Origin of the sequence: Gluconacetobacter entanii, from assembly GCF_013155425.1 — a bacterium.
Lineage (GTDB): Bacteria > Pseudomonadota > Alphaproteobacteria > Acetobacterales > Acetobacteraceae > Novacetimonas > Novacetimonas entanii.
On record NZ_JABJWD010000020.1, the window covers coordinates 36,615 to 62,076 of the forward strand.

The window sequence follows — 25,462 nt, forward strand, 5'->3', positions numbered from 1 at the left end:
GTCTCTTATAACCCTGGCGGCCTGTATGCGCATCTGCCTGCGGACCCATGAAGCCGGACTGTACGGCCATAACGGGGCAGGATTGGGGCAGATGCATGCGCCTGCGGGCAATCGTGCATTTTGCTTCGATAAATTTGTAATATTCGCGTGACGAACGCCACGGGGCGCGCCATATCGGTGAAAATGCGGCCCTTCCTTTCGCGCGCCCCGTGGCGCTTCCTTGCACGCCCCTTCACCACCGCGCTGCCGGGGGCGTGGCTGTATGCGCCACGCCTGACGGCGGCGGGGTTTTCGCTGCGCACCACCATCGCCGCCCTGCTGGCGCTGGCCATCGCGTTCGGCATGGAACTGGGCGAACCGCAATGGGCGCCCATGACGGTGTGGATCGTGGCGCAGGGCACGCGCGGCGAAAGCATTTCCAAGGCGCACTGGCGCATTGTCGGCACGCTGGCGGGCATTGCCTCGGCCATCGTGCTGATCGCGGCCTTCCCGCAATCGCCATGGCTGTTCTTCCCCGCGCTGTCGCTGTGGGTGGGGCTGTGCACGGCGCTGGGCACGCTGGTGCACAATTTCCGCAGCTACGCCTTCGTGCTGACGGCCTATACCTGCGCCATCGTGGCACTGAGTGCGACGGCCATCGCGGACCAGGTCTTCACCCTCGCCATGGCGCGCGGCAGCTACATCCTGCTGGGCGTGATCTGCGAGATGGTGGTGGGCATGGTCTGCCTGCCCAACGTCGCGGCCCAGGCGCGCGAGGCCGTGACGACGCAGTTGCGCCAGATCATCACGCAGGCGGCGATGGCGGTGCGCGACATCCTTGCCGGCCGTCCCCCGCCGGAAGGCGACCTGCATGGCATCTTCTCACGCGCGCTGCTGCTCAATGACCGGATCGAATTCAGCGCGATCGAGGTCGGGCGGGAAAAACACGTCGTCGCCTTCGCCCGCGCGACGCTGGGACTGGTCACGCGCATGACGTCGCGGGGCCTGGGCATGCGCAGCCGCCTGCTGGCGATTCCCGATCACTCCGCGCTTGCAGGTGCGGTCATCGACGATACGATCGCGCTGCTGGGGCTTCTGCCCGATGCGCTGGGCGATGCGCGTGCGCTGGCGCGGATACGGACCGACATGGCGCACCTGACCCGACGGTGCGCGGATGGCATCGCATGGACCACGCGCCCCCTGACCGATAATGCTGCGATCGAGGCCGCAACGGGCGACCGGATCGTGCTGCAGGGGATGGAACTGCTGCTGCATGAGATTTCCCACCTCCTCGCCTGTTTTGCCGATGACCCGCGCGAGGCGCTGACGCCGGGGCGTTTCAGCCTGCCGCGTCCCGACAACTGGCATGCCGCATGGCATAACGGCCTGCGTTCGGGCGTCGCGGTCCTGACGGCGGCATTGATATGGGAGACGACGGCATGGGCGCAGGGTGCGCTGTTCGTCACCTTCGTCTGTGTCGTGTGTGCGCGCTTCGCCTCCTTCAGCAACACGGTGCTGGCCAGTGCGGCGTTCTTTTATGGCGCGGTGTGGGCGGCGATGGCCGCCGTGGTCCCGGTCTTCGTGGTGATGCCGCTGACCTCGGCCTATCCCGTGCTGTGCTTCAGCATCGCGATCCCGATGTTCATCGGCGGCCTGGCGACACGCAACCCCTCCACGGCGGCGATGGCCGCGTCGTTCAGCAATTTCTTCCCCTACCTGCTTGGCCTCGACAACCACAGCCGCATCGACGAACTGCAATGGTTCAACACCACCTTCGCGCTGCTCAGCGGCCTTGGCTTCGGGGTGCTGGTCTTCCGCTACGTTCTGCCGTTCAACCTGCGGCGGTTCTGCGCGCTGTTCCGCGCCCGCACGCTGGGCAACCTGCATCGCATCGGGCGCACGCCCGCACGGATGGAGGAAGACGTCTGGATCGGCGGCATCATACAGGGCATGGAAAACCTGATCGCGCATATGGGCCACAGGGGGGACCGCCTGACGGATGCGTGGCTGCATGGGGCGTTTTCGGTCATGACCATTGGCCGCAACCTGCTGTACCTGCGTGATTTCCGTGGCGACCCGCGCATTCCGGACAATGCGCGCGCCGACCTGTCGGCCCTGTTCGATGCCCTGTCGCATGCCGCCACCGGCCCGGCCACGCTGGCGCGCCAGGTCCGCGCCACGTTCGAGCGCCTGCATGGCATGGAGCGGACCTCCGGCGATACGGGCACGCGCATCGCGCTGAGTGCCGCGCTGGGCGGCCTGATCATCGTCGCGACCGAACTGGGCCGGGGGAATGTCTTTTTCAGCCCCGGCGCCGCCTGTCCCGACCCGCGCGCCCGCGCCTGAGCACGGCGACAGCCCGTGGTAAAACCTCCGGCGCGGTGATATGACCGCAGCACGGATATCGCCAGATCCGGACGAAAACGGGCCATTCCCTTCCCGCCCTTTCCCGCCGCGACGGCAGGGCGGGGGCTGGCATGGCCCACCCCATGATGACGGAAGACGGACTTTTCATGAACGCGCCCCTCCCCTGCCTGAGCATAGAGCCCGTGACCGCCCCGCTGCAGGGGCGCGTGGTCCTGCCGGGGTCGAAATCCGTGACCAACCGCGTCCTGCTGCTGGCGGGACTGGCGCGCGGCACGTCGCACCTGACGGGCGCACTGAAAAGCGATGATACCCTGTACATGGCGCAGGCCCTGCGGCAGATGGGCGTGGACGTGGAACAGCCCGATGCGACCAGCTTTGTCGTGCGCTCCACCGGCATGCTGCGCGCGCCGGACGCCCCGCTGTTCCTGGGCAATGCGGGCACGGCGGTGCGGTTCCTGACGGCGGCAAGCGCACTGGTGCGCGGCACGGTGGTCGTGGGGGGTGACGCCAACATGGCGCGCCGCCCCATCGCCCCGCTGGTCACCGCGCTGCGCCAGCTTGGCATCGACGCCAGCGCGCCAAGCGGGTGCCCGCCCGTCACCATCCATGGCACCGGCGGGCTGTCGGGCGGGTCGGTGGAAATCGACGCCAGCCTGTCGAGCCAGTACGTCTCCGCCCTGCTGATGATGGCGGCATGCAGCAGCAAACCCGTGCGCATCAGCCTGTCCGGGCCGCATATCGGGGCGCAGGGCTATATCGGGCTGACCATCGCGGCGATGCGCGCCTTTGGCGCCAGCGTCATGGCCGGGGATGACGCATCGTGGACCGTCGCACCGGGCGGCTATACCGCGACCGACTTCCGCATCGAACCCGATGCCTCCGCCGCGACATACCTGTGGGCGGCCGAGGCGCTGTCGGGCGGCGCAATCGACATCGGCTTTCCCATCGACGATTTCACGCAGCCCGATGCCGCCGCGTGGCGCGTGATCCAGTCCTTCCCCCATATGCCCGCCGTCATCGACGGGTCGCAGATGCAGGACGCGATCCCGACGCTGGCGGTCATGGCGATGTTCAACGCAACGCCGGTGCGCTTTGTCGGGATCGAGAACCTGCGCGTCAAGGAATGTGACCGCACGCATGCGCTCGCAACGCAGATGCAGCGCATCAATCCCGCCTACGCACGCGAAGAAGGCGACGACCTGCTGGTCTTCCCCAGCCCCGACCCCGTGCAGACCGCCAAAGAGGTGCGGATCGAGACCTATGACGACCACCGCATCGCCATGTCCTTTGCCCTTGCGGCGCTGAAGATCCCGGGGATTTCGATCCTCAATCCCGGCTGCGTGGGCAAGACGTTCCCGGCCTACTGGGACACGCTGCGGGCGCTGGGCGTGAAGATCGCGCCCTGCGGGTAGAAACAAAGGCACAGGGCGCTGCCCTGAAACCCGGCAAAGGGCATTGCCCTTTGCAAACCATGACTTTTAACGAATCAGGGTGCAGGGATCGCGATCCCTGCCGGGTCCGGGAAGCCGCCCGGGTGGCGCAAACGCCGACTTCCTCAGGGGCGTTGCCCCCGAACCCCCACCAAAGGGCATTGCCCTTTGGAAACCATTACTTTTCCTGCCGGATGATCGCCTCTGCCGCCGCCACGGCGGTATGGAGCTGCGCGTGGATGTTGGCGGGTTCCACCACGGGGGTGATGCGATGGCGGTCCATGTCGGCACGCAGGTAGGGGCTGACCCGGCCAAAGATCACGGTAACGCCCCGCGCACGCAGGGCGGTGAACAGGTCGCGCAGGTCGCTGGCGGCGGAAAAGTCGATATCCGTAATGGCGCTGGCGTCCACCACAAGGCACGACAGGGGCCTTGACGCCCCCTCCACCATCACGCGCACATCCGCGACGAACCGGGCGGAGTTGGCATAGAACAGGTCCGCGCAGAACCGGTAGACCACCAGCCCCGGCGACGTCCACACCCCGGCGGCGACACCGCGCGGTTCCAGCAGGCCGGAATGCGGGTCATGGCACAGGATCATGGTGTGGGGTTCGTAACTGTGGCGCACATGGCGAAACAGCGACAGTGCGATGGCAAGGAAGATCCCCTGTTCCACCCCGATGCCGACCACCGCCGCCGCCGTCACCAGCGCCAGCCCGCATTCGCCGGGGCTTTCACGCCGGATGGCACGGATCGCGCGCAGGTCAACCATCCCCACCGCCACCGTAAAGACGATGGAGGCCAGCACACAGCGCGGCAGGTACCGCAATGGCCCCGTCAGGAACACCAGCACCACCGCCGTCACGGCGGCGAAGGTCAGTTGCGCAAGCTGCGTGCGCGCACCGGCCCGCGCGGCCATCGCGGTCTGGGTCGGGCTGCCATTGACGGTGAATGTCCCGCTCAGCCCCGCTACGGCATTGGCCGCGCACAGGCCAAGGATGTCCGCATTGTCATCCACCGGGTCGTGAAACCGCAGGGCGAACGCACGCGATGTCGCCGCACTCTGCGCAATGATGACGAACACGCACGACGTGGCGACCGGCAGCAGCGCGAGCATGTCGTTCCATGACACATCGGGGACATGCAGGCGGGGCAGGCCGCTTTCGATCGGGCCGAGCGTCTCTATCCCATGGCCCGACAGGCCGAACATCATGCTGGCGATGATCGACCCCACCACCGTCACCAGCGCCAGCGGCGCGCGCGGCGCCAGCCTGTCGCCCACCATGATCAGCCCCACGACACAGGCCGACAGCACCATGGTCGGCCCGCTGGCCCGTGGCAGGTACGCCACCGTCTGGAACAGTTGCAGAAGCGGATTGTGCGCGGTGGTCACGATGCCCAGCATGTCGCGCATCATCGCCAGCGCGACCTGGATCCCCACCCCCGCCATGAACCCCACCAGCACGGTACGCGACAGGAAATCGGCTAGGAACCCAAGGCGGAACAGGCGCGCAACCAGCAGGAATCCCGCGCTGAGCAGGGCAACCATGCTGACCAGCGCCATGTAATGCGGACTGCCCGGCGGGGCCATGCGGCCCAGCGCGCTGGAAAAGATGGCGGCGGTGGCGGAATCGGCCGCCACCACCAGATGACGCGACGCGCCGAAACACGCAAACGCCACCAGCGGCAGCAGCACCGTATACAGCCCCGTCACCGCAGGCATGGCGGCAATGCGGGTGTAGCCCAGAACCTGCGGGATGTTCATCGACGCCAGCGATATCCCCGCGATGACGTCACGCAGGCGCGCACGCCATCCCCCCGGCGCGCGCGGGCCCTGTGCGGCACCTGTTTTCATGACCATGATACCAAAATCGCCCGTAATCCTGCCACCCGGACCACAAAGCCGGGCCGCGCCACGTCACCGTGGCAAAGACCGTCGATCATATCGTAAAATGCACGCAGCACGCCACAGCACGCACGGATCGCGCGCGCACGGGCACGTGACAGGCGGTGACGCATCGCGCATGCCCGCCATGACGGGCAAACATACATATTCGCCACAAAAATATCAGGTATTCACTTTTGAAGTATCCAGTATCCGACGGACAACATGAAAGTTTTGCGCGGTTTCCGAAATAATACTTCGTGTTATTTCCTTTACTTAAAAACCATCAATCATAATGGATTATTATTCATGATTTTTTCAAATACTGTTTTGTATTTTATATTTGTCATGTGATCGTGAACCGCCATCCAAGGCTATATCTTTTTACAAACCCGGTATGCGCTACACGTATATTGCGTCGATTAAGCCATGGCGTTGATATATAACATATAGATATATTCAATCTGGACAGCATCGGTCCGCTGTCTATCCTGCCCGACAACAGGATTATCACAAAAAACGTTCCCCCATCATTGCCATAGATTTTGTTATGTCCCTCAGCCATCCGAAACTGCTCATCATCCAGCCCTCGCATTACCGATCCAAAACGGACCGGACGATTTTCAAGACCCGACGACGCCAGATGGTTCCCCTCGCCCTGCCTTACCTTGCGGCGCTGACGCCACGGGAATGGTCGGTCACGCTGCTTGATGAACAACTCGAAGACATCAATTTCGATGCCCCCGTCGATGTGGTGGCGCTGACGGCGTGGACGCTGCATTCGCCGCGCGCCTATGACATCGCCACCGAATTCCGCCGCCGTGGCGTGACCGTCATCATGGGCGGGCCGCATGTCTTCTTCTATGCCGACGAAGCCGCGGAATATTGCGACGCCGTCGGCGTGGGCGAGGCGGAGCCGATCTGGACCACGATGCTGGAGGATGCGGCGGCGGGACGGCTGAAGAAGATCTACCGTGCGACGCCGCTCAAGGAACTCGATAACCTGCCGCCGCCGCGCTATGACCTGCTGGACCTGAAGAAATTCGGCCCGTTCCGTACCTTTGCGGTACAGTCGTCACGCGGATGCCCGTTCGTGTGCGATTTCTGTTCCGAACGGTTCTACCTTGGCGGGCGCTATCGCTGGCGTCCGGTCAACCAGATGGTCGATGAAATCCGGCGCATCAAGAACAAGGGATCGCATTTCTTCTTTGGTGAAAGCAATTTCGGCGGCAAGAAAAGCCGGGCCATGGAACTGATGGAAGGGCTGGTCCCGCTGAAGATCCGCTGGTCCACGCTGTGGTCGTCCAACCTGTGCCTTGATACCGATTTCCTCGACCTTGCGCAGAAAAGTGGCGTCATGCACGTCAATATCGGCATCGAAAGCATCGATGCCGAGACGCTGGCCGACATGAAGAAGGGCTGGAACAAGACCACCCGCTATGGCGAGATGTTCGAGAACATGCGCCGCCGTGACATCAGCTACTCCCTCAACTTCATCTTCGGTTATGATGACGAGGACCCCGATGTCTATGACAATACCCTGCGTTTCCTGGAGGAACACAAGGTCCCGGCGGCCTATTTCAACATCCTGACCCCGACCAAGGGCACCGCCCTGTTTGACAAGATGCTCAAGGCCGGGCGCATCATCGACCCCGAGGACATCGACCGCTGGCCGGGGCAGGTCTGCCATATCTGGCCGCGCGACTGCACGCCGGGACAGATGGAGCAGCGCATCCAGCGGATGTACAAATCCTTCTATGGCATGCGTTCGATCTTCCACCGGCTGCCGTTCCCCAAGTCGCGGTCCGACATGGCATCGTGGATCCTGAACATGTCCGAACGCCGGATGGCATTTTCGTCCACCGGGAACAACGATTTCGATATCTATTGATGATGCGCCGCCCGTATCGGAACCCGTATCGGAAATAGTCCTTCCGGACGCCGCCCTTCCTCAAAAGGGCGGCGTTTTTTTTGGCGCTTTCCACAAGAACCCCTGCCCCCGGCCTGCCGCTGCGATAACGGCCCATCCGGGGCAGGACCGTGATGCATGGCGCCCCATGCGCCACCGCGGGAGCGGACAGCCGCCTCTTTCACGCTTTCGTGCAATTACGTTGCAGGGTCGCATGCCCCCCTGTCACGCGATATGGTGTGGCCGATCCTTCATCATCCCACCCTGGCACAAAGGGCATTTCATGTTTTCATGCACCGGATATGCGGCGAGCGCCGCAGATGCACGCCTTGGCCCCATCACGTTCGACCGGCGCGACCCCGGTCCCGATGACGTGAAGATCGACATCCTGTATTGCGGCGTCTGTCATTCCGACCTGCACCAGGCACGCGACGAATGGCACAACACCATCTTCCCCTGCGTCCCCGGGCACGAAATCGTGGGACGTGTGGCGCAGGTGGGCGCATCGGTCACGCGCTTTCACACCGGCGACCTTGTGGGCGTTGGCTGCATGGTCGATTCCTGCCGTGAATGCAAAAGCTGCCGTGACGGGTTCGAACAGTATTGCGAACAGGGCTTCGTCCCCACCTATAACGGGGAGGACCGGCAGGGCCGCGGCATTACCTTTGGCGGGTATTCGCGTGCCATCGTCGTGGACCAGTCTTTCGTGCTGAAGGTCCCCGAAAAGCTTGACCCCGCCGCCGTCGCCCCGCTGCTGTGCGCGGGGATCACCACCTATTCCCCGCTGCGCCACTGGAAGGTGGGGCCGGGACAGCGGGTGGGCATCGTCGGTCTGGGCGGGCTTGGCCATATGGGTGTGAAATTCGCCCGTGCCTTTGGCGCGGAAGTGGTTTTGTTCACCACATCCGCCAGCAAGGTCGCCGATGGCCTGCGCCTTGGCGCGCATGAGGTCGTGCTGTCGAAGGACGCCGACGCCATGGCGCGCGAGCATGGGCGTTTCGACTTCATCCTTGATGCGGTTGCCGCCAACCATGACATCAATGCCTATCTGGAACTGCTCAAGCGTGACGGGACGCTGGTGCAGGTCGGCGCACCGGAAACGCCGCTGCCGGTTTCGGTGTTCAGCCTGCTGATGAAGCGCCGCAGTTTCAGCGGGTCGCTGATTGGTGGCATCCCCGAAACGCAGGAAATGCTGGATTTCTGTGGGAAGCACGACATCACCGCCGATATCGAGATGATCCGCATGGACCAGATCGAGGACGCCTATGCCCGCATGCTGAAATCCGATGTGAAATACCGCTTTGTCATCGACATGGCGACCATGCCGGCCACCGCCTGAGCTCATCCGGAAACCACAAAAAGTTTTTGGTGAAGCTTTTTTCAAAAAGCTTCAAGAAACGCCGCCTTTTTGAAAAAAGGCGGCGCCCAAAAACTTCTTTTACTTTTTCCTTTTTCATAAGCAATCACCACGCCCCGATAAAAAAACCGCTTCCTGCCGAACCTTTGGTCGCCCCGCATGTTGGATAGGGGCACGCCAATTCCGGAACGAGCGTCGCGCGACCATCCTGGTCGCGTCGATGTCACGTAGATGGACGCTCGCTCCCCTCTGCACGGGAGTCCTCCATGGCTTACAAGACCGTAAATCCCTATACCAACGAACTGGTCGCGACCTTTCCCGACCTGCGCGCCGACGAACTGCAACAGGCCGTCGCACAGGCGCAGGCAACCTATACCAGATGGGCGCGCACCGATTTTTCCGAACGACGCGCCATCGTGAAGAAGGCGGCACGGCTGTTGCGTGAAAACAGCGACCATTATGCCAGGCTCCTGACGCTGGAGATGGGCAAGCTTCTGCGCGAAAGCCAGCAGGAGGTCACGCTGTCGGCCGATATCCTCGACTACTACGCCGACAAGGCGGAGGAATTCCTCGCCCCGCAGCCTGTTCCTGACGAAGCGGGACGCGGCGACCACGCCATGGTCATCAGCCAGCCAATGGGCATCATCCTTGCGATCGAGCCATGGAACTTCCCCTATTACCAGCTTGCGCGCGTGGTCGGGCCACAGTTCATGGCGGGCAACGTGGTGATGGTCAAGCATGCCTCCAACGTGCCGCAGTCGGCCGCCGCCTTCGCACAGCTTTTTGACGATGCGGGCGCGCCACAGGGGCTGTACACCAACCTGTATGCCACCCACGCGCAGCTTGAGACCCTGATTGACGACCCGCGCATCATTGGTGTCGCCCTGACCGGCAGCGAGGGCGCGGGCGCGCGCATCGCCGCGCGGGCGGGGCAGAACCTGAAGAAGACGACGATGGAACTCGGCGGAAGTGATGCCTTCATCGTGCTGTCGGATGCGGACATGGAACAGGCGGTCAAATGGGCCGTATGGGGCCGGATGAACAATGGCGGGCAGTGCTGCGTGGCGTCCAAGCGCATCATCGTCATGGATGATATCGCCGATGAATTCCTCCGCCGCTTTACCGAGGCACTGGGGCGGCTGGAACCGGGCGACCCGATGGACGAGGCCACGGGCCTGCCGCCCATGTCGTCACAGGCTGCCGCGGACCAGTTGAACGAACAGGTCCGCATCGCGGTGAAACATGGCGCAAAGGCGATCCGTGTGGGACCGCCCCCGCCCCAGCGCGGCGCATTCGTGCAGACCACGATCCTGACGGACATCACACCGGACAACCCCGTCTTCCACCAGGAACTGTTCGGTCCCGTCGCCATGTTCTTTCGCGTGCGCGACGAGGATGAGGCGATCCGGATCGCCAATGACAGTTCGTTCGGCCTGGGGGGATCGGTCTTCACCCGCGATACCGACCATGGGACGGAGATCGCGCGGCAGATCGAAACCGGCATGGTGTTCGTCAACCACCCGACCTGGACCCGCGCCGACCTGCCGTTCGGGGGGATCAAGCGGTCGGGATATGGGCGCGAGCTTTCGTCGCTGGGGATCCAGGAATTCGTCAACAAGAAACTGATCGACGTCGTGCCGATCGACGCTGCCGCCTGACCTTCACGGGATGCGGGGACCACGGGCCTGCGGGACAGCATGTTCCGCAGGCCCGGTCGTACCTTCATGTCCCTTTTTGAAAAAAGAACCAGAAAACTTCTTATTATCAAAAGTTTTTGGTGAAGCTTTTTCCAAAAAGCTTCAAAGAACATCGCCTTTTTGAAAATACGGCGCCCAATCCCTCCGCCATCCCCTGCAAACGCGACCTCTTACCTTGCCTCCAGCATGGGCAACACCCAATATGGCTGCTGTCCCCCTTTGGGAAAGAGGCATCCATGGCACGCTGGTCCTATCCCCGCCCACCTTCCAGCGAGATCACGCCACACGCGGCATGGCTATCGCGTCGTCATTTCATGGCTGCCGCGTCGTCCGCCGCGCTGGCCGCCCCGTTCGGCCATGCCGGCCCGGCCATGGCGGCGGCCCTGCATACGCTGCCCGGCCCGTATCAGGCGGCCGAAACGCCAACGCCGCTGGAAGATGTCACGCATTACAACAATTTCTATGAATTCGGCATGGGGAAAAGCGACCCGTCCACCTATGGCGGCGCATTCCGGCCACGCCCATGGACCCTGTCCGTCGAGGGGCTGGTGGAACGCCCGCGCGTGTGGGACATCGACCGCCTGATGGCCGAAATGCCGCTGGAGGAACGGCTGTATCGCATGCGCTGCGTGGAGGCATGGTCGATGGTCATCCCGTGGGATGGCTTCGCACTGGCGGCACTGCTGAAGCAGGCGCAGCCACTGGGCAGCGCACGCTACGTCGCGTTCGAATCCGTGCTGCGCCCCGGGGAAATGCCGGGGCAACGCAACCTCCTTGACGCCCTGCCGTGGCCCTATGTGGAGGGGTTGCGCCTGGACGAGGCGATGCACCCGCTAACCTTCCTTGCGGTCGGGCTGTACGGGCAGACGCTGCCCAACCAGAACGGCGCACCGGTACGGCTGGTGGTGCCGTGGAAATACGGCTTCAAGGGGATCAAGTCGGTCACGCGCATCCGGCTGGTGGAGCAGATGCCCACCACGACATGGAACCGCATGGCCCCTTCGGAATATGGTTTCTTTGCCAACGTCAATCCGGATGTGGACCACCCACGATGGAGCCAGGCGACAGAACGCGTGATCGGCGCGGGCGGCTTTTTCGGCGGCGGCCGCAAAAGGACACAGATGTTCAACGGATATGGCGAACAGGTCGCGGGCCTGTATGGGCAGATGAACCTGCGGACCCACTTCTGACATGCCCTACCTGACCGGCACACCGCGCAACCGGACCGTCATGCCATGGCGGTTCGAGACATGGGTCATCACGCTGCTCGGCCTCGGGCCTGCGGCACTGTATTTCTGGTATGGCGCGCATGACCGGCTGGGGGCGGACCCGGTCAATGTCTTTGAACGCTGGCTGGGGCTGTGGGCGGTGCGGTTCCTGCTGGTGACACTGTGCATCACCCCCGTGCGGGAGGTCAGCGGATACAGCCTGCTGCGCTATCGCCGGACGTTCGGGCTGCTGGCCTTCTGGTATGCCTGCATGCATGTGGCGGTCTATGTCGCGCTGGACCAGCAGTTCGACATGGCCGTCCTGTGGCGGGACATCACGCACCGGCCTTTCCTGATGATCGGGGCGGGTGCGTTTACGCTTCTGCTCCCGCTGGCGGTGACATCGAATACGTGGTCGATCCGCAGGCTGGGCCGCCGGTGGCGGATGCTGCATCGCCTGGTCTATGTCGTGGCGATCCTTGCCGCGGTACATTTCCTGATGGCGTTCAAGACCTATACCCCCACCAGTGTCGGCTATGCCACCATGCTGTGCCTGCTGGTGCTGTGGCGGGGCCGGTGGATCATACGGCGGCGCAGGTGACCGGGACCGATGCGGTGAAAGTTCCTGGGTGCTGACTTTTTTCAAAAAGGCAGCGTCTTCTGAAGCTTTTTGGAAAAAGTTTCACCAAAAACTTTTGTTACTTTTAGCAGATTTTCAAAAAAACGGGACCCATTGCGGGTCCCGTCCTTTCAGCCTGCCTTCACGACTTGTCGTGGCTGTGAAGGCCGCCTTTCCTTCCGGCTTCGGCCGCGCGTTCCGGGTCGTTGGCAAAGTTGCCGGAACTGTGCTGCCCGCCCTTGTGGCCTGCCTCCGCCGCGCGTTTGGGGTCATTGGCGAAGTTGCCCGAACTGTGCTGCCCCCCCTTGTGCCCGGCCTCGGCCGCGCGTTCGGGATCGTTGGCAAAGTTGCCGGAACTGTGCTGCCCGCCCTTATGGCCCGCTTCCGCCGCGCGTTTGGGGTCATTGGCGAAGTTGCCGGGGTTGTTCGCCGCACCACCCCCACCGTGACTGTCCGCCGGAGCGAAGGCAATGGTACCGATATTGAGGCTGTTGACTGTACGATATGTCATGGTCATCTCCTCCAGAGATCGCAGCGACGCTTCGGAACCCTTGTTTTTCCCCATCACGTGCGAAAAACATGAATGGGAAAGCAATCCCTTCAGGGCCGCTGTGGACGACTCAACGATGCGTCATGGCAGCAGTTCCGGCATTCCGAAAAGAATCCGCATAATAAAAATGATCGTTTTGTGCTCGTATGTAAATATATATCGTATGTATAACGAATTATATTGGTAATAACACACCGGATTATGTGTCAATATTATTGACCGGTTTCCTCCATCCCCACCGGCATGGGACATGGACAGCATGAAAAAGATGGAAGGAGGGGACAAATGGCATGCCGCAACACTGTGCCGGCAGGAACCGACACACGACAAAAACCCCGGTCTGCGGGGTGCATGCCCATGATCCCAATGAAAAACGCTGCCCTTTCCCTAAAAAGGCAGCGTTCGCCTGAATATTCCTGGAAAAACCTTCACCAGGAACCCGTGACGTTTCATGGACCGGACAACGGCCCCGTGACCGTGCTATGCACGCCCGGACGCCACTTTCTTTTTCAGGGCATCGTTTTTCGCAAACATCTCCAGCAGTTCCCCCGCCGCGCGGGCATAGGCCTGCGCATCGGCCCATGCATGCTGTGGGCGCAGAAGGTGGGAGGGAACGCCATGGACCTCCGTGGGGATCAGGAGGCCGAAATACCCGTCCTCCTCAAACACGGCCCCATCAAGCTCCCCGCCGAGTGCGGCATTGAGCAGCCTGCGCGTATGGGCCAGCGACATACGCTGCCCCGTGCCACATGGCCCGCTGGTCCAGCCCGTATTGACCAGCCAGCAGTTCACGCCATGCTCCTCGATCAGGGATTTCAGCATCGCGCCATATACTTCCGGCGGACGCGGCAGGAACGGTGCGCCAAAACAGGTGCTGAAGGTCGCCTGCGGGATCGCGCCCAGTCCCTTTTCGGTGCCCGCGACCTTGGCGGTATAGCCGGTCATGAAATGATACATCGCCTGCTGTGGCGTCAGGCGTGACAGGGGCGGCAGCACGCCGAACGCATCGGCCGTCAGCATCACGACATGGCGCGCGATGCCCCCACATCCATCGGACTGGATATGGTCGATGGCGTCGATCGGATAGCACGAGCGCGTATTTTCCGTATGCGACCCGTCATCGAAATCAATGACACCCCCATGCGACGACACATTTTCCAGGATCGCGCCAAAACGCGTCGATGCCTGCCAGATGGCCGGTTCCCTGTCACGGTCCAGGCCGATGACCTTGGCATAGCACCCGCCCTCGAAATTGAAGACGCCCTGCGCGCTCCACCCATGTTCGTCATCCCCGATCAGGCGGCGTAGCGGATCGGATGACAGGGTCGTCTTGCCCGTGCCCGACAGGCCAAAGAATACCGCGACATCCCCGCCCTCACCGATATTAGCGCTGCAATGCATCGGCAGGACGCCGTGGGGCGGCAACAGCCAGTTCATCAGGGTAAAGACGGATTTCTTGATCTCCCCCGCATACCGGGTTCCCACGATCACGATACATTTCTGCTCCAGCGAAAGCGCGATCGCGGTGCCGCCATGCGTTCCGTCCTCCGCCGGGACGGCATGCAGGCCGGGCGCATGCACGATCGTGTAATGCGGGGCAAATCCCTCCTGCTCCTGCGGCGTGGGGCGGAGGAACATGTTGCGCACGAACAGGGCATGCCAGGCGCTGTCGGTCACCAGGCGCACGGCAATGCGGTATTGCGGATCCGCCCCGGCGAACACGTCCTGCACATAGACCACGCCACGATGCAGATGGTCCTCCGCCCGGGTGCGCAGGCGCTGGAAATGGGCGGGTGTCATGCGCTGGTTGACCTCGCCCCACCAGATTTCCGATGTGGTGGCGGGTTCATCGACGATGAATTTGTCCCGCGCCGAACGCCCGGTATGCTCCCCCGTATCAACCATCAGCGCGCCGCCATCCGACAGGTGCGCGCCCCCCTGCAGCAGGGCATGTTCCACCAGTTCCCCGGCCGACAGGTTGTGAAATACATGCCGCGCCCCGGCCAGCGCATCGGTGAAGGCGCCGTCATGGGGGGACGTGGTCTGCATGGTGATGGAACCGCTCATCAGGTTCGCTCCCGTTTTTTCTTGTTTGACAGCCGGATCCGGACATGTCCAAAACCCGTGAAGACGTTTTTGGGGGCTGATTTTTTTGACAGACCAGCATCCTTCAAAGCTTTCTGAAAAAAGCTTCGCCAAAAACCTTTGTTTTATTCATCAGCCATTTCACAGCGGGAACGCGAACTGCACCCAGAACCGCTCCCCGCCCACCGTATTGTGGGAGATGACATTATGCTGCCACTTCAGCGCCACGCCCACGCCGCGCCTGATGCTATAGACAAACTGTGGCCCGATGGTGAAGTTGCGCATGCGGTACCCATTTTCGTACGGCACGCCGTACTGCATGTCATCGCTGAACTGGTTGGCGAAATTGCCCTGGAACCCGATCTGCAGCTTCGGGATTTTGCGAAAGGGGCGATAACCGATGCCGTAATCCAGATCGAACAGCGCACCATCATGGTAATGGGTGGCAGGGTTTATGGTTGAAAACTGTCCCGTGAATTCCACGGACACTTCCCATCGTCCCGGCATCCATGTCACCGCGCCCTCGGGCATGAAGGTCACCTTGTTCGGGCTGACATTGGCCAGCGCGCGACGGTTGAAGGTGGAGCCGGGAAACCAGAAATCCTGCCCCACCATCAGATGCACATTCCCACGCGACCATGTCAGGTAAAGCGCCTGCAGGTCGAACGACGACATGTTCATCGCGAAATCGCTGCTGTCCCCCACACGAACGCTCTTGCGCTGCAGAACGGGGGAGATACCGGTTTCAAGGTGCAGGCCGTGGTAATCGACGTTCCATCCATGGACAAGGCGCGGGGCATAGGCGAACAGGTTGGCACGGAACGGCACGGTGGACTTGCCCTTTGCATTGTTCAGCGAAGGCATCGGCACATCAACGATATAGTTGAACAGTTCCGTCTCGTTCGGGCCGGGCAGGATGGCGGGCATCACGGTATTGACCCCGGTGGGATAGACGCTGCCCCCGCCCTCGGTGGCGTACGCACGACCTGCCGCCAGCACCACCAGACACCCCAGCGCAAGCGCCACCCCATGCCCCGCCATGCCGGCGTCCATCCGCGCCTGCCTGCGCGCGCGCGCATTGCTGAAGGACAGCAGAAGCCCCAGCGCAATCCCCAGATAGGCCGCAAAGACGACACGCCATGCAGGCGGCAGCAGGAACGTGATGGTATGCGCGGGCACCCAGAAGCACACCAGCGTCAGCAGGACGATGCGCGCCCATGGCGAAAAGCTGGGATGTTGCAGGGCGTGCCATGGGGATTGCCACCCGTCATCAATGACCCGGTCCGTCACGAAATGCGCGGTCATCATGAAAAAACCATAACCGGACAGGATATTTATCCACACGCTCGCACACAGCGCACGCCATAGGGCAGAATGCGCGCCCGGGCCAAGCAGGTGGCCCACACCTGCATCAATCACCTGAAAGGCAAAGGCGATCCAGACCCCAAGACATCCCCAGATCACCACGCGCGCCAGCAATGCACGCGGGATCCACCGGCCCGAGGCAATGCGCCCGCGCAGGCATTCCCCGAATGTCGCAAGGCAGGCGAATTTCAGGAACGCAAGGATATAGGGATGCGCCATGACCCATGGATAGTCATGGGCATGTTCACCCAGACCGATGAAAACCACACTTGCAAGAATGAAATAAACCGCTGCCACAGCATCATATATGGCATATCGCCCTGTACGCGATGGCGGGACAACAGCATACCCGTTCGTCGCCATGTCACCTGCACTCCATTTTTTCTTGTTATTCTGGAGAATTTTTCAGACCGACTTTATCGAGATTCCGGCCCCATGCCTTGGCCCGCGCCACCATTACGACGCGGGAGGGGGCAGCATGGGCATCCGTTCGTGTTTGAAGCTTGAGATTCAGACGTTTCCGGGCGTTGCCTTTTCTCTGAAAGGCGATGTTTCTCGAAGCTTTTTGAAAAAAGCTTCACCAAAAACTTTTTTCATGTTTTCAGGAAGGTCTGTTCAATAGACCGCGCCCTGTTCCGCAGGCGGCGCCATGCCTGTGCGGAACTCCTGCAGGTGCCGCGACGTGGCCGCCACCAGCAGGCCGACATCGCTCCCGATGGCGACAAAGCTTGCCCCAAGTTCGGCATAACGCCGCGCAAGCGCCTGATCAGACGTCAGCACACCTGCGGGCCGGCCACAAGCGCGGATACGCAGGATGGCCTTTTCCACTTCTTCCTGCACCGCAGGCGCACCGGGTTGGCCCAGATATCCCATATCGGCGGCAAGGTCGGCGGGACCGACAAACACCCCGTCCACCCCCTCCACCGCGCAGATTTCCTCGATCGCGGCAAGGCCCGCGCGGCTTTCCACCTGCAAAAGCAGGCAGACCTGCGCATTCGCGGTGGCAAGATAGTCGGGAATACGGTTGAACGCCGAAGCCCGCGCCAGCGCCGCGCCAATGCCGCGGACACCCTGCGGGGGATACCGCACCGCACGCACCATCTCGCGCGCCTGTCCGGCGCTTTCGATCATGGGAACCAGAACCGTCTGCGCCCCGAGATCGAGGATCTGCTTGATCATCCACACCGCCCCCGTCGGGGGCCGCACCACCGGATGGCTGCCACCATGCAGGACCTGAAGCTGCGCCATCAGGGTCGGGATGTCATTGGGGGCATGTTCCCCATCCAGCAGCAGCCAGTCATACCCCGCACCGGCGCAGATTTCGGCGGTATAGGGATTGGCCAGCGCCAGCCATAACCCGACCTGGCATTCCCCATTCCGGATGGCGTTCTTGAACCTGTTGTCAGGAGCAGGCATTTTCCGTGTCTCCCTATTCAAAATAACAGCTCAGCGTGCCGTGGGGACCATAATCCGCCACAATGGTGTCACCATGCCGCGCCTCGATGGGGCGGATGAAGGACCCGGCCAGGACGACATGCCCTGCATCAATCCCCTGCCCATAGGCCGCAAGGCGACGGACCAGCCAGACAATCCCGCGTACCGGATGGTTCAGGACACCCGCGCCCAGTCCCGTCTCCTCCACCACCGCATTGCGCGAAACGATCGCCCCCATCCACCGCATGTCCACGTCCCCGGTCCTGATCGCCTGCCCGCCCAGTACGATCCCGGCATTGGCCGCATTATCCGCAATCGTGTCGATAACCGTCCGGGCCCGCCCGGTTTCACGGTCCACGCGCACGATACGGGTATCGAGGATTTCCAGCGCGGGGGCCACGTAGGCCGTTGCATCAAGCACGTCGCATATCCCGACATCCGCACCCCGCAGCGGGGTTTTCATGACAAAGGCAATCTCCGCCTCGATCCGGGGCTGGATGAAGCGTCCCGCCGGGATATGTGCCCCGTCCTCGAACATCATGTCGTCAAGCAGGACACCGGAATCCGGGGTTTCGATATTCAGCGCCGACTGCATCGCCCGGGAGGTCAGGCCGATCTTCCACCCAATGACCCGCCTGCCTGCCTCGATCTTGCGCTTTATCCACCCCGCCTGGATGGCATAGGCATCGTCAAGGTCCGCATCGGGATGCCGGCCCGAAATCAGGCCGGTCTGCACACCGTTTCGCTCCGCCGTGTCCAGCAGTGCGACCTGCGCCTCACGCTCGGCCGTCGTCAGCATGGGCTTTCCCCTTCGTCGATCACGCTGTTGCGCAGGGTGCCAAGCCCATCGGCCTGCACCTCCACCACATCGCCGGGTTTCAGCCAGATGGGCGGGTCATGGCGTGCGCCTGCCCCGGTGGGCGTGCCGGTCACGATCATGTCGCCGGGTGTCAGGGTGGTAAAGGTCGAGATATAGGAAACAAGATACGCAACCGGGAATATCATCCGCCCCGTGCGGTCATGCTGGCGCACCGCACCGTTCACACGGGTTTCCAGTGTGATGTCGGCCACCTGCGCCGGATCGGAAAACGGCACCAGATACGGGCCGATCGCACCCGACCCATCGAAATTCTTGCCCTGTGTCACATTGAATTTCGCATGCCGCACCCAGTCACGGATCGTCCCCTCGTTACACAGCGACAGGCCCGCCACATGCTCCAGCGCGCGTTCGGCGGGAATACGCCGCCCCCCTTTGCCGATCACCACGACAATCTCACCCTCATAATCCAGTTGCACGGATTCCGGCGGCCGACGCAGCGGTTCGTCATGGCCGACGAAACTGCGTGCAAGACGAAGGAACAGCGACGGATAGGGTGGGGCCTCCTGCCCGTCCTTATATTCCGCGTTCCGGTCAGGGTAGTTCACACCCACGCAGATGATCTTTTCCGCATCAGGAATGGGAATTTCATAATGAATGGCGGTGTGCACAAGATCCGCCACCCATCCCTGCGCATCATGGGCCAGTTCGTCGAGCGCACCTGCGGCCACAACGGCGCGCAATGTGGGCCATCGGTCACCATAATGGCGCGACAGGTCCACGATCCCGTCCTCGCGCACCAGACCGTAACCGGGACGTCCCTGATTTGAAAAACTGATGAATTTCGAAAACATTTCACGCGATCCTGCTCTGGCGGGAACTGCCCTTGCGATAGGGGACGGCATTACGGTGCGATGATTGGCTGGGCCTTCAGCAGGGGGTCTTCCACCCGTGCCCCCGTAAAGACGCTGCCATGTTCGAACCATGAACGCGGCGCGGGCGCCCCCCACAATGTCTGGCGCTGCGGATCCTTCAGGTCCCATTTGATGGGTTCAAGGTCGGGGTCCACCGTCTGGTAATCAGAGCAGTAGATTTCGATCCTGTGCCCGTCTGGGTCGAGGATATACAGGAAAAATGCATTCGAAATGCCATGGCGACCGGGGCCACGTTCAATATTGGCAAGGTATCCGGTGGTGGACATCAGGTCCAGCAGGTCGATGATGTTCAGCGGCGTCGGCACCCAGAACGCGGTATGGTGCAGGCGTGGCCCCCGCCCGTTGGTGAATGCAATATCGTGCACGCCGCCCTTGCGGTGCATCCACGCCGCCCACAGTCGCCCGCTTTCATCGTCCTCGGTATATTCGGTGACGCGGAAACCGATCCGGTTGTAAAATTCGACCGATGCATCGACATCCGTGGAAAAGCAGTTGAAATGGTCGATACGCAGCGGCTTTACCCCGTGATAGAGCGCATATTTCTGATGGATCGGGGGCAGGCGTTCCATCTGGAAATAGAATTCCAGCGGCATGCCGGATGGGTCGCGCGTGCGCAGCGTCCGGCCCTGGTGGGGACGTTCCACCCATTCGACCGGCAATCCCTGCTCACACAGCCAGTCCCATGCCTTGTCGAGGTCCTCTTCGGAATAAAGTTTCAGCGCCAGCATGGATATTTCGGCTTTTGGTCCCTGTCGCAGAATCACGCAATGATGCCCGCGCTCTTCCATTGCGCGCAGATAGATACGCTCCCCTTCCTCCGCCACGACCTGAAGGCCAAGCGTGTCGGCATAGAAGGCGCGACTGCGCGCAAGGTCGGTCACGATGAATTCCACGTGGCTCAGGCGCACGATGTTGAAAGGCGGATAGAGGTTCGGCATGGGAATCGGCATTATTTTTCTCCGTTATTACTGCCTGCAGGCCCGTTACAAGACATTCCGAAAAAACGAAAAGAAGTTTTTGGGTGTCGCCTTTTTTCAAAAAGGTGACGTTCTTTGAAGCTTTTTGAAAAAAGCTTCACCAAAAACTTTTATTATTTCATGATTCTTCCTTATCCCAGTTTCGGGATCGGATGCGCGGTCGTGGCAAACGCGATATTCTTGGTTTCCATGTAGAAATCAAAGGACCAGTCCCCCCCGTCACGCCCGATGCCGGAGTTCTTCACCCCCCCGAAAGGTGCCGGAAGATGACGGACATTTTCCGAATTTATCCAGATCATCCCGGCCTCCAGCGCATCACCGACACGAAAGGCGCGCGTGACATCCGATGTCCACACATATCCCGACAGGCCATATTGCACGCCATTGGCAAGGGACAGGGCCTCGGCCTCGTCACGGAATGGAATGGCCGTCAGGACCGGCCCGAAAATCTCCTCCTGCGCGATACGCATGTCATTGCGGGCATGGGTGAACAGCGTGGGCGCGACATAACAGCCCCCACCCGGCCCGTCCACACGTGTCCCGCCCACGGCGACCGATGCGCCCTCTCCCCGTCCGATTTCGAAATATTCCAGAACCTTTCTTTCATGTTCCGGGTGGATCAGCGGACCAACCACCGTTTCGGGATCCAGCGGATGCCCGACCTTTATGGCACGCGCCTTCTGCGCGACAAGGTCGGTAAAGCGGTCATGGATGCTTTCCTCCACCAGCAACCGCGACGAGGAGGTGCAGCGTTCCCCATTGAGGGAGTAGATCATGAACGCCACCGCCTGCGCCGCACGCTCAAGGTCCGCATCGGCAAAGACAATGACAGGGTTTTTTCCGCCAAGTTCGAAATGCACACGCTTGAGGCTGTCGGCCCCCTGCTTCATGATGAGTGATCCGGTACGGCTTTCGCCGACAAACGCGATGGCCCTGATGTCGGGATGTTCCGTCAGCGCCCGGCCCGCATCCTCGCCAAACCCGTTGACCAGATTCCATACCCCCTTCGGCAGGCCCGCATCTTCGGCGATACGCACCAGCAGGCTTGCGGTCAGGGGGGAAAATTCCGCCGGTTTGTGCACCACCGTGCATCCTGCGGCCAATGCCGGCGCAATTTTCCATGTCGATAGCATGAACGGCGTATTCCATGGCGTGATCACGCCGACCGGTCCGATCGGTACACGGGTGGTCATGTTGACCTGCCCCGGTCCACGCAGGCTCAACCCATCGCGCGCGGTGGGGGCCTGGTCGGCAAAGAAACGGAAATTCTCCGCCCCGCGCAGGGCGGCCTTGGACATGAAACGCAGCGCCTGCCCGGTATCGACACATTCCAGCAGGGCGATTTCCTCCGCATGCGCCACAATGGCATCGGCAATGCGGTGCAGCAGTTTGCGCCGTGCCTCCCCGCCATAGGCCGCCCATTCCGCCATCGCATCACGTGCGGCACGCGCGGCAAGGTCCACATCCCGCCCATCCCCATGCGCGACCTGCGCCAGGGGCTTGAGGTCGATGGGGGAAATCGTCTCGAACGTCCTGTTACTGATGGCGGGACATTCCTTCCCCCCGATATGGTTGCGCACACCATGTTCGCGAAACTGTGCCAGGTAACGGCCAACCTTGTCGATATTGTCCTGCAGTACGGACATCACGCCACTCCATTCCTTGTGCATGACGGGGTTTTCCCCCCTCATGACGGATCCATATTTTTCCTGATGCCGACGGGACTTATGCCGCAGGTGCGCCGGTATTGCGCAGGCGTGCATGCATGGTGTTCTCCTTCCAGCTCAGCCGGGGGTCGATCTCGCGTATCTCCAGCGACAGTGCGAAATACGGGCGCGCCAGCAGGTGGTGTACTCCGGCGCGCGCTGTGGCGAAGATCATGTCGCCCACACGTTTCCTTTCCTCGGCACTGCGGCCCACGCCAATGCGAAAGCTCATGTCTATGAATGAATTTTCACGATCAAGGTCGGCAATCGCCCATGCATCGGCCCGGAATGCCCGCACGCGTGGCGCGCCGGTTTCAAACAGGCCGCTCGACAGGATCGCGCGATGCACATCGACACACAATCCCTGCATATCGACCTCATTTTCGATATTTCCTGAATATTCCATCGTAAGGTGTGGCATGCTTCCTCCTTTTGGGGTGCGTGCTTCTATTTAACCTGTTAAGTATCATAACGGGGACAGCGTCCGTACGTTCTTCACATCTGTGGCATTTCAAGGAAGGATTCAAAATGGCAACGACTGGACATGACACGCGCCTCCTGCCCGGCTCCACGCTGCGGTCCCTGCCCATCGCCCTGCTGCGCGCACGTGAAAGCATCATGTCACGCTTCCGCCCGATGCTTGCCGCCCATGGCCTGACGGAACAGCAGTGGCGTGTCATCCGCATCCTTGATGAACATGGCTCGCTCGATGCGTCACACCTTGCCCGACTGGCCTTCATCCTGTCGCCAAGCCTGACGCGTATCCTTGCCTTCCTTGAGCGGGAGGGGATGATCCACCGCACCACCGACCCGCATGACCGCCGCCGTACCCTGCTGGGACTGACGCCGCAGGGGGTGGCAAAGATCGGCGCCGTGGCCCCTGACAGCGCGCGCATCTACCGCCTGATCGAGGAACGCTTCGGCCATGACCGGACGGAAGCGCTGCTCGACCTGCTCAACGAACTGGCTGAACAGGCCGACTGATCGCGCCCTATCCCCCGAAACTGCCGATCCGGGTGGGGACATGGACGTAATCACGGTCGAAATACAGCAGCGCATTTCCGTCGGGACGGACACGGATGCCCACGACCTCCCCGATCAGGATGTAATGCGTCCCCGCGCGGCGACTGTCGGCCAGCACGCAGTCAAAGGACACCATGGCGTCATGCAGCGCCTGGTTGCCAGAGGGCATGTCCTCCCACTGTGCATGGGCATAGCGTGCTTCCATGTCGCTGGTCCGGCCCGCGAAATGCCCGGCAAGGTCGCGATGGTCATGGCTGAGCACATTGACGCAGAAACGCCCGTTTTTCAGGAACAGGTCGCATTGCGCGGACATGCTGTTCATGCACACCAGCAGCATGGGGGGTTCGTCGGTGACAGAACACATCGCGGTGGCCGTAAACCCGCCCCGCCCCGCAGGCCCGCGCGTGGTGATGACATTCACCGGCGCGCAGACCCGGGCCATGGCGTTGCGGAATTCGGTTTTGGAGACAGGGGTATCTTTTGCGAAGGGGGTATCCATGACACACCTCATGCACAGCCGATGGGCGGCAGCCACGTGTCGCCGGTCCAGCCTTTTTCGTTATAATCGCTCATGCAGCAATCCACCAGCGCCTCCATGTCGCGCAGGATGCCGTTGCGTTCGGCCCCCTTGAGGATCTGCAGGCGGACTTCCTCCGGCGCGCCGGCGTAATTGAGTTCATACAGCGCATGCCGCCCGCCGAATTCCGTGCCCGTTGCATCCCACAACAGCTTCATCAGCTTGATGCGCTCCACATGGCCGATGTCATTCGACCCACGGACATATTGCGACAGGTATTTATCAATCTCCGGATTATCAAAATCCTTGGCCGAGGACGGCAGGTAGATCAGGCCCGACGCCACCGTGCGGCGGATCAGGTCGATCACGCGGGGATAGGCCTCCGACATGAAGGCGCGATAGGACAGCGCCGCCTCCAGGTTGGGCAGGACCGCGCCGTTCACCCATTCGACGGGATTGCGCGCCATGGCGTTTGAAAAAGCCCAGAACATGTGGCGGAATGCGATGACCTCCCCCAATGCCGCCTGGTTGCCGCGGAACGCATCGCCCCCGGTGCAGCGCAACGCCTTGGCCAGCGCGCCCGCAAGGAAATCAAGCTTGACCGCGAAACGCGTGCAGCCCTGGAAACAGTAGCCATGCATGAAGCCCGATGCCGGGTGGAAGGACATGATCTTCTTCGCATCGCGCAGGACGAGCACGTCCTCCCACGGGACAAACACGTTGTCGAGCACAAGGATCGCGTCATTTTCGTCAAAGCGCGACGACAGCGGATAATCGAACGGCTGCCCCACGCGGTTGGCCGTTTCCTCGTACGAAACGCGGCAGATCATCTTGATGCCCGGCGCGTTCATGGGAACGATGAACATGACCGACATGGACGGGTCGCTGGTCACAGCGGCCGACCCCTGGGCAAGGAAGTTGCAGTGCGTCAGCGCGGACGACGTCGCCACCACCTTCGCCCCCGAGACGTAGATGCCCGCGTCCGTTTCCCTGGTGATATGCACGAAGACATCCTTGATGTCCTGCGCTTCCTTGTGGCGGTCGATCGGCGGGTTCACGATGGCGTGATTCATGAACAGGACACGTTCCTGCGCACGTTTGTGCCAGGCCAGCGCATTGTCGCGGAACGGCCCGTACCAGTCGGCATTGGCGCCCAGCGTATTCATCAGCGCCGCCTTGTAATCGGCCGTGCGCCCCATCCAGCCATAGGACATGCGCGCCCATTCGGCGATGGCGCCCTGCTGCGCCACAAGGTCATCGGCGCTGTGGGCGACACGGAAATATTTGTGGGTGAACCCACCTGATCCCGTATCCGTTGGGGAGGTCAGGACTTCCTTTTTCGCCGGGTCATGCAATGCATCATACAGACGCGCCAGTGAACGGACCGAATTGCGCATCGCCGGGTGCGTGGTCACGTCCGTCACGCGTTCGCCATTGATGAAGACGCTGCGCCCGTCACGCAGGGATTCGAGGTACTCCGCCCCGGTAAAGGGCAGGACCGGCACATGCCTGGCGCGGGATGCGGGGATGGCGGTGTCGGTGGTGGCCGCCTTGGCGGAAATGGGGGTCGTCATTCTTTTCCTCCCGTTTTTCCGCAATTTT

Annotated in this window: 21 protein-coding genes; 8 read left to right on the plus strand and 13 right to left on the minus strand. The window is 61.8% G+C overall.

Annotation, left to right across the window (positions count from 1 at the left end):
• The first annotated feature begins 183 nt into the window (after positions 1-183).
• Entirely contained in the window at positions 184-2,325 is a 2,142-nt protein-coding gene (locus tag HNH97_RS04610) for an FUSC family protein (RefSeq protein ID WP_244949313.1), read from the plus strand.
• A 167-nt stretch (positions 2,326-2,492) separates the two neighbouring features.
• Entirely contained in the window at positions 2,493-3,758 is a 1,266-nt protein-coding gene (gene aroA / locus HNH97_RS04615) for a 3-phosphoshikimate 1-carboxyvinyltransferase (RefSeq protein ID WP_171790043.1), read from the plus strand.
• Positions 3,759-3,954: 196 nt separating this feature from the next.
• Here the strand turns inward: aroA and HNH97_RS04620 are convergent, their stop codons facing one another.
• A complete protein-coding gene (locus HNH97_RS04620) occupies positions 3,955-5,631 on the minus strand; it encodes a SulP family inorganic anion transporter (protein WP_171790069.1) in 1,677 nt (558 codons plus the stop codon).
• 580 nt (positions 5,632-6,211) lie between these two features.
• On the opposite strand from HNH97_RS04620, the gene HNH97_RS04625 reads away from it, so the two are divergent.
• The gene (locus HNH97_RS04625) at positions 6,212-7,552 is read left to right on the plus strand and encodes a B12-binding domain-containing radical SAM protein (protein WP_171790044.1); all 1,341 of its coding nucleotides are present in this window, start codon (positions 6,212-6,214) and stop codon (positions 7,550-7,552) included.
• 301 nt (positions 7,553-7,853) lie between these two features.
• Entirely contained in the window at positions 7,854-8,909 is a 1,056-nt protein-coding gene (locus HNH97_RS04630; protein ID WP_171790045.1) for an NAD(P)-dependent alcohol dehydrogenase, read from the plus strand.
• Between the two features lie 41 nt (positions 8,910-8,950).
• Here the strand turns inward: HNH97_RS04630 and HNH97_RS04635 are convergent, their stop codons facing one another.
• Positions 8,951-9,103 (minus strand): hypothetical protein, encoded by a 153-nt coding sequence (locus HNH97_RS04635; RefSeq protein ID WP_171790046.1) that lies wholly within the window; start codon positions 9,101-9,103, stop codon positions 8,951-8,953.
• Between the two features lie 90 nt (positions 9,104-9,193).
• Here HNH97_RS04635 and HNH97_RS04640 point away from each other — a divergent pair, with 90 nt between their 5' ends.
• From HNH97_RS04640 to msrQ, 3 genes are all read left to right on the plus strand, one after another.
• Entirely contained in the window at positions 9,194-10,585 is a 1,392-nt protein-coding gene (locus tag HNH97_RS04640; RefSeq protein ID WP_171790047.1) for an NAD-dependent succinate-semialdehyde dehydrogenase, read from the plus strand.
• A gap of 275 nt (positions 10,586-10,860) precedes the next feature.
• Positions 10,861-11,814, plus strand: coding sequence for a protein-methionine-sulfoxide reductase catalytic subunit MsrP (gene msrP / locus HNH97_RS04645; protein ID WP_171790048.1), 954 nt, complete (start codon positions 10,861-10,863; stop codon positions 11,812-11,814).
• A gap of 1 nt (position 11,815) precedes the next feature.
• Positions 11,816-12,433, plus strand: coding sequence for a protein-methionine-sulfoxide reductase heme-binding subunit MsrQ (gene msrQ, locus HNH97_RS04650; RefSeq protein WP_171790049.1), 618 nt, complete (start codon positions 11,816-11,818; stop codon positions 12,431-12,433).
• A gap of 160 nt (positions 12,434-12,593) precedes the next feature.
• On the opposite strand, the gene HNH97_RS04655 is transcribed toward msrQ, so the two are convergent.
• From HNH97_RS04655 to HNH97_RS04700, 9 genes are all read right to left on the minus strand, one after another.
• Positions 12,594-12,962 carry a con-10 family general stress protein gene (locus HNH97_RS04655; RefSeq protein ID WP_216657528.1) on the minus strand — a complete coding sequence of 123 codons (369 nt, stop codon included), beginning with the start codon at positions 12,960-12,962 and terminating at the stop codon, positions 12,594-12,596.
• A 519-nt stretch (positions 12,963-13,481) separates the two neighbouring features.
• Complete coding sequence (gene pckA / locus HNH97_RS04660; RefSeq protein ID WP_244949310.1) at positions 13,482-15,068, minus strand: phosphoenolpyruvate carboxykinase (ATP); 1,587 nt, start codon at positions 15,066-15,068, stop codon at positions 13,482-13,484.
• 159 nt (positions 15,069-15,227) lie between these two features.
• Positions 15,228-16,718: a SphA family protein gene (locus tag HNH97_RS18280; protein ID WP_193712777.1), complete on the minus strand. Its 1,491-nt coding sequence runs from the start codon at positions 16,716-16,718 to the stop codon at positions 15,228-15,230.
• Positions 16,719-17,066: 348 nt separating this feature from the next.
• Positions 17,067-17,867 carry a 4-hydroxy-2-oxoheptanedioate aldolase gene (hpaI, locus tag HNH97_RS04675; RefSeq protein WP_171790053.1) on the minus strand — a complete coding sequence of 267 codons (801 nt, stop codon included), beginning with the start codon at positions 17,865-17,867 and terminating at the stop codon, positions 17,067-17,069.
• Positions 17,868-17,880: 13 nt separating this feature from the next.
• Positions 17,881-18,684, minus strand: a complete 804-nt coding sequence (gene hpaH / locus HNH97_RS04680; protein ID WP_171790054.1) for a 2-oxo-hept-4-ene-1,7-dioate hydratase — start codon at positions 18,682-18,684, stop codon at positions 17,881-17,883.
• A complete protein-coding gene (locus HNH97_RS04685; RefSeq protein WP_171790055.1) occupies positions 18,678-19,556 on the minus strand; it encodes a fumarylacetoacetate hydrolase family protein in 879 nt (292 codons plus the stop codon). Before HNH97_RS04685 ends, hpaH begins: the two co-directional genes overlap by 7 nt.
• 50 nt (positions 19,557-19,606) lie before the next feature.
• Complete coding sequence (gene hpaD / locus HNH97_RS04690) at positions 19,607-20,587, minus strand: 3,4-dihydroxyphenylacetate 2,3-dioxygenase (protein ID WP_171790056.1); 981 nt, start codon at positions 20,585-20,587, stop codon at positions 19,607-19,609.
• A gap of 158 nt (positions 20,588-20,745) precedes the next feature.
• A complete protein-coding gene (gene hpaE, locus HNH97_RS04695) occupies positions 20,746-22,305 on the minus strand; it encodes a 5-carboxymethyl-2-hydroxymuconate semialdehyde dehydrogenase (RefSeq protein WP_244949311.1) in 1,560 nt (519 codons plus the stop codon).
• Between the two features lie 34 nt (positions 22,306-22,339).
• A complete protein-coding gene (locus tag HNH97_RS04700) occupies positions 22,340-22,741 on the minus strand; it encodes a 5-carboxymethyl-2-hydroxymuconate Delta-isomerase (RefSeq protein ID WP_171790057.1) in 402 nt (133 codons plus the stop codon).
• Between the two features lie 107 nt (positions 22,742-22,848).
• On the opposite strand from HNH97_RS04700, the gene hpaR reads away from it, so the two are divergent.
• Positions 22,849-23,304 carry a homoprotocatechuate degradation operon regulator HpaR gene (hpaR, locus tag HNH97_RS04705; protein WP_171790058.1) on the plus strand — a complete coding sequence of 152 codons (456 nt, stop codon included), beginning with the start codon at positions 22,849-22,851 and terminating at the stop codon, positions 23,302-23,304.
• 7 nt (positions 23,305-23,311) lie between these two features.
• Here hpaR and HNH97_RS04710 read toward each other — a convergent pair whose 3' ends face one another.
• Positions 23,312-23,842 (minus strand): flavin reductase, encoded by a 531-nt coding sequence (locus HNH97_RS04710; protein ID WP_171790059.1) that lies wholly within the window; start codon positions 23,840-23,842, stop codon positions 23,312-23,314.
• 8 nt (positions 23,843-23,850) lie between these two features.
• On the minus strand, positions 23,851-25,434 hold the full coding sequence (locus HNH97_RS04715; protein WP_171790060.1) for a 4-hydroxyphenylacetate 3-hydroxylase family protein: 1,584 nt from the start codon (positions 25,432-25,434) through the stop codon (positions 23,851-23,853).
• Between the last annotated feature and the right edge of the window lie 28 nt (positions 25,435-25,462).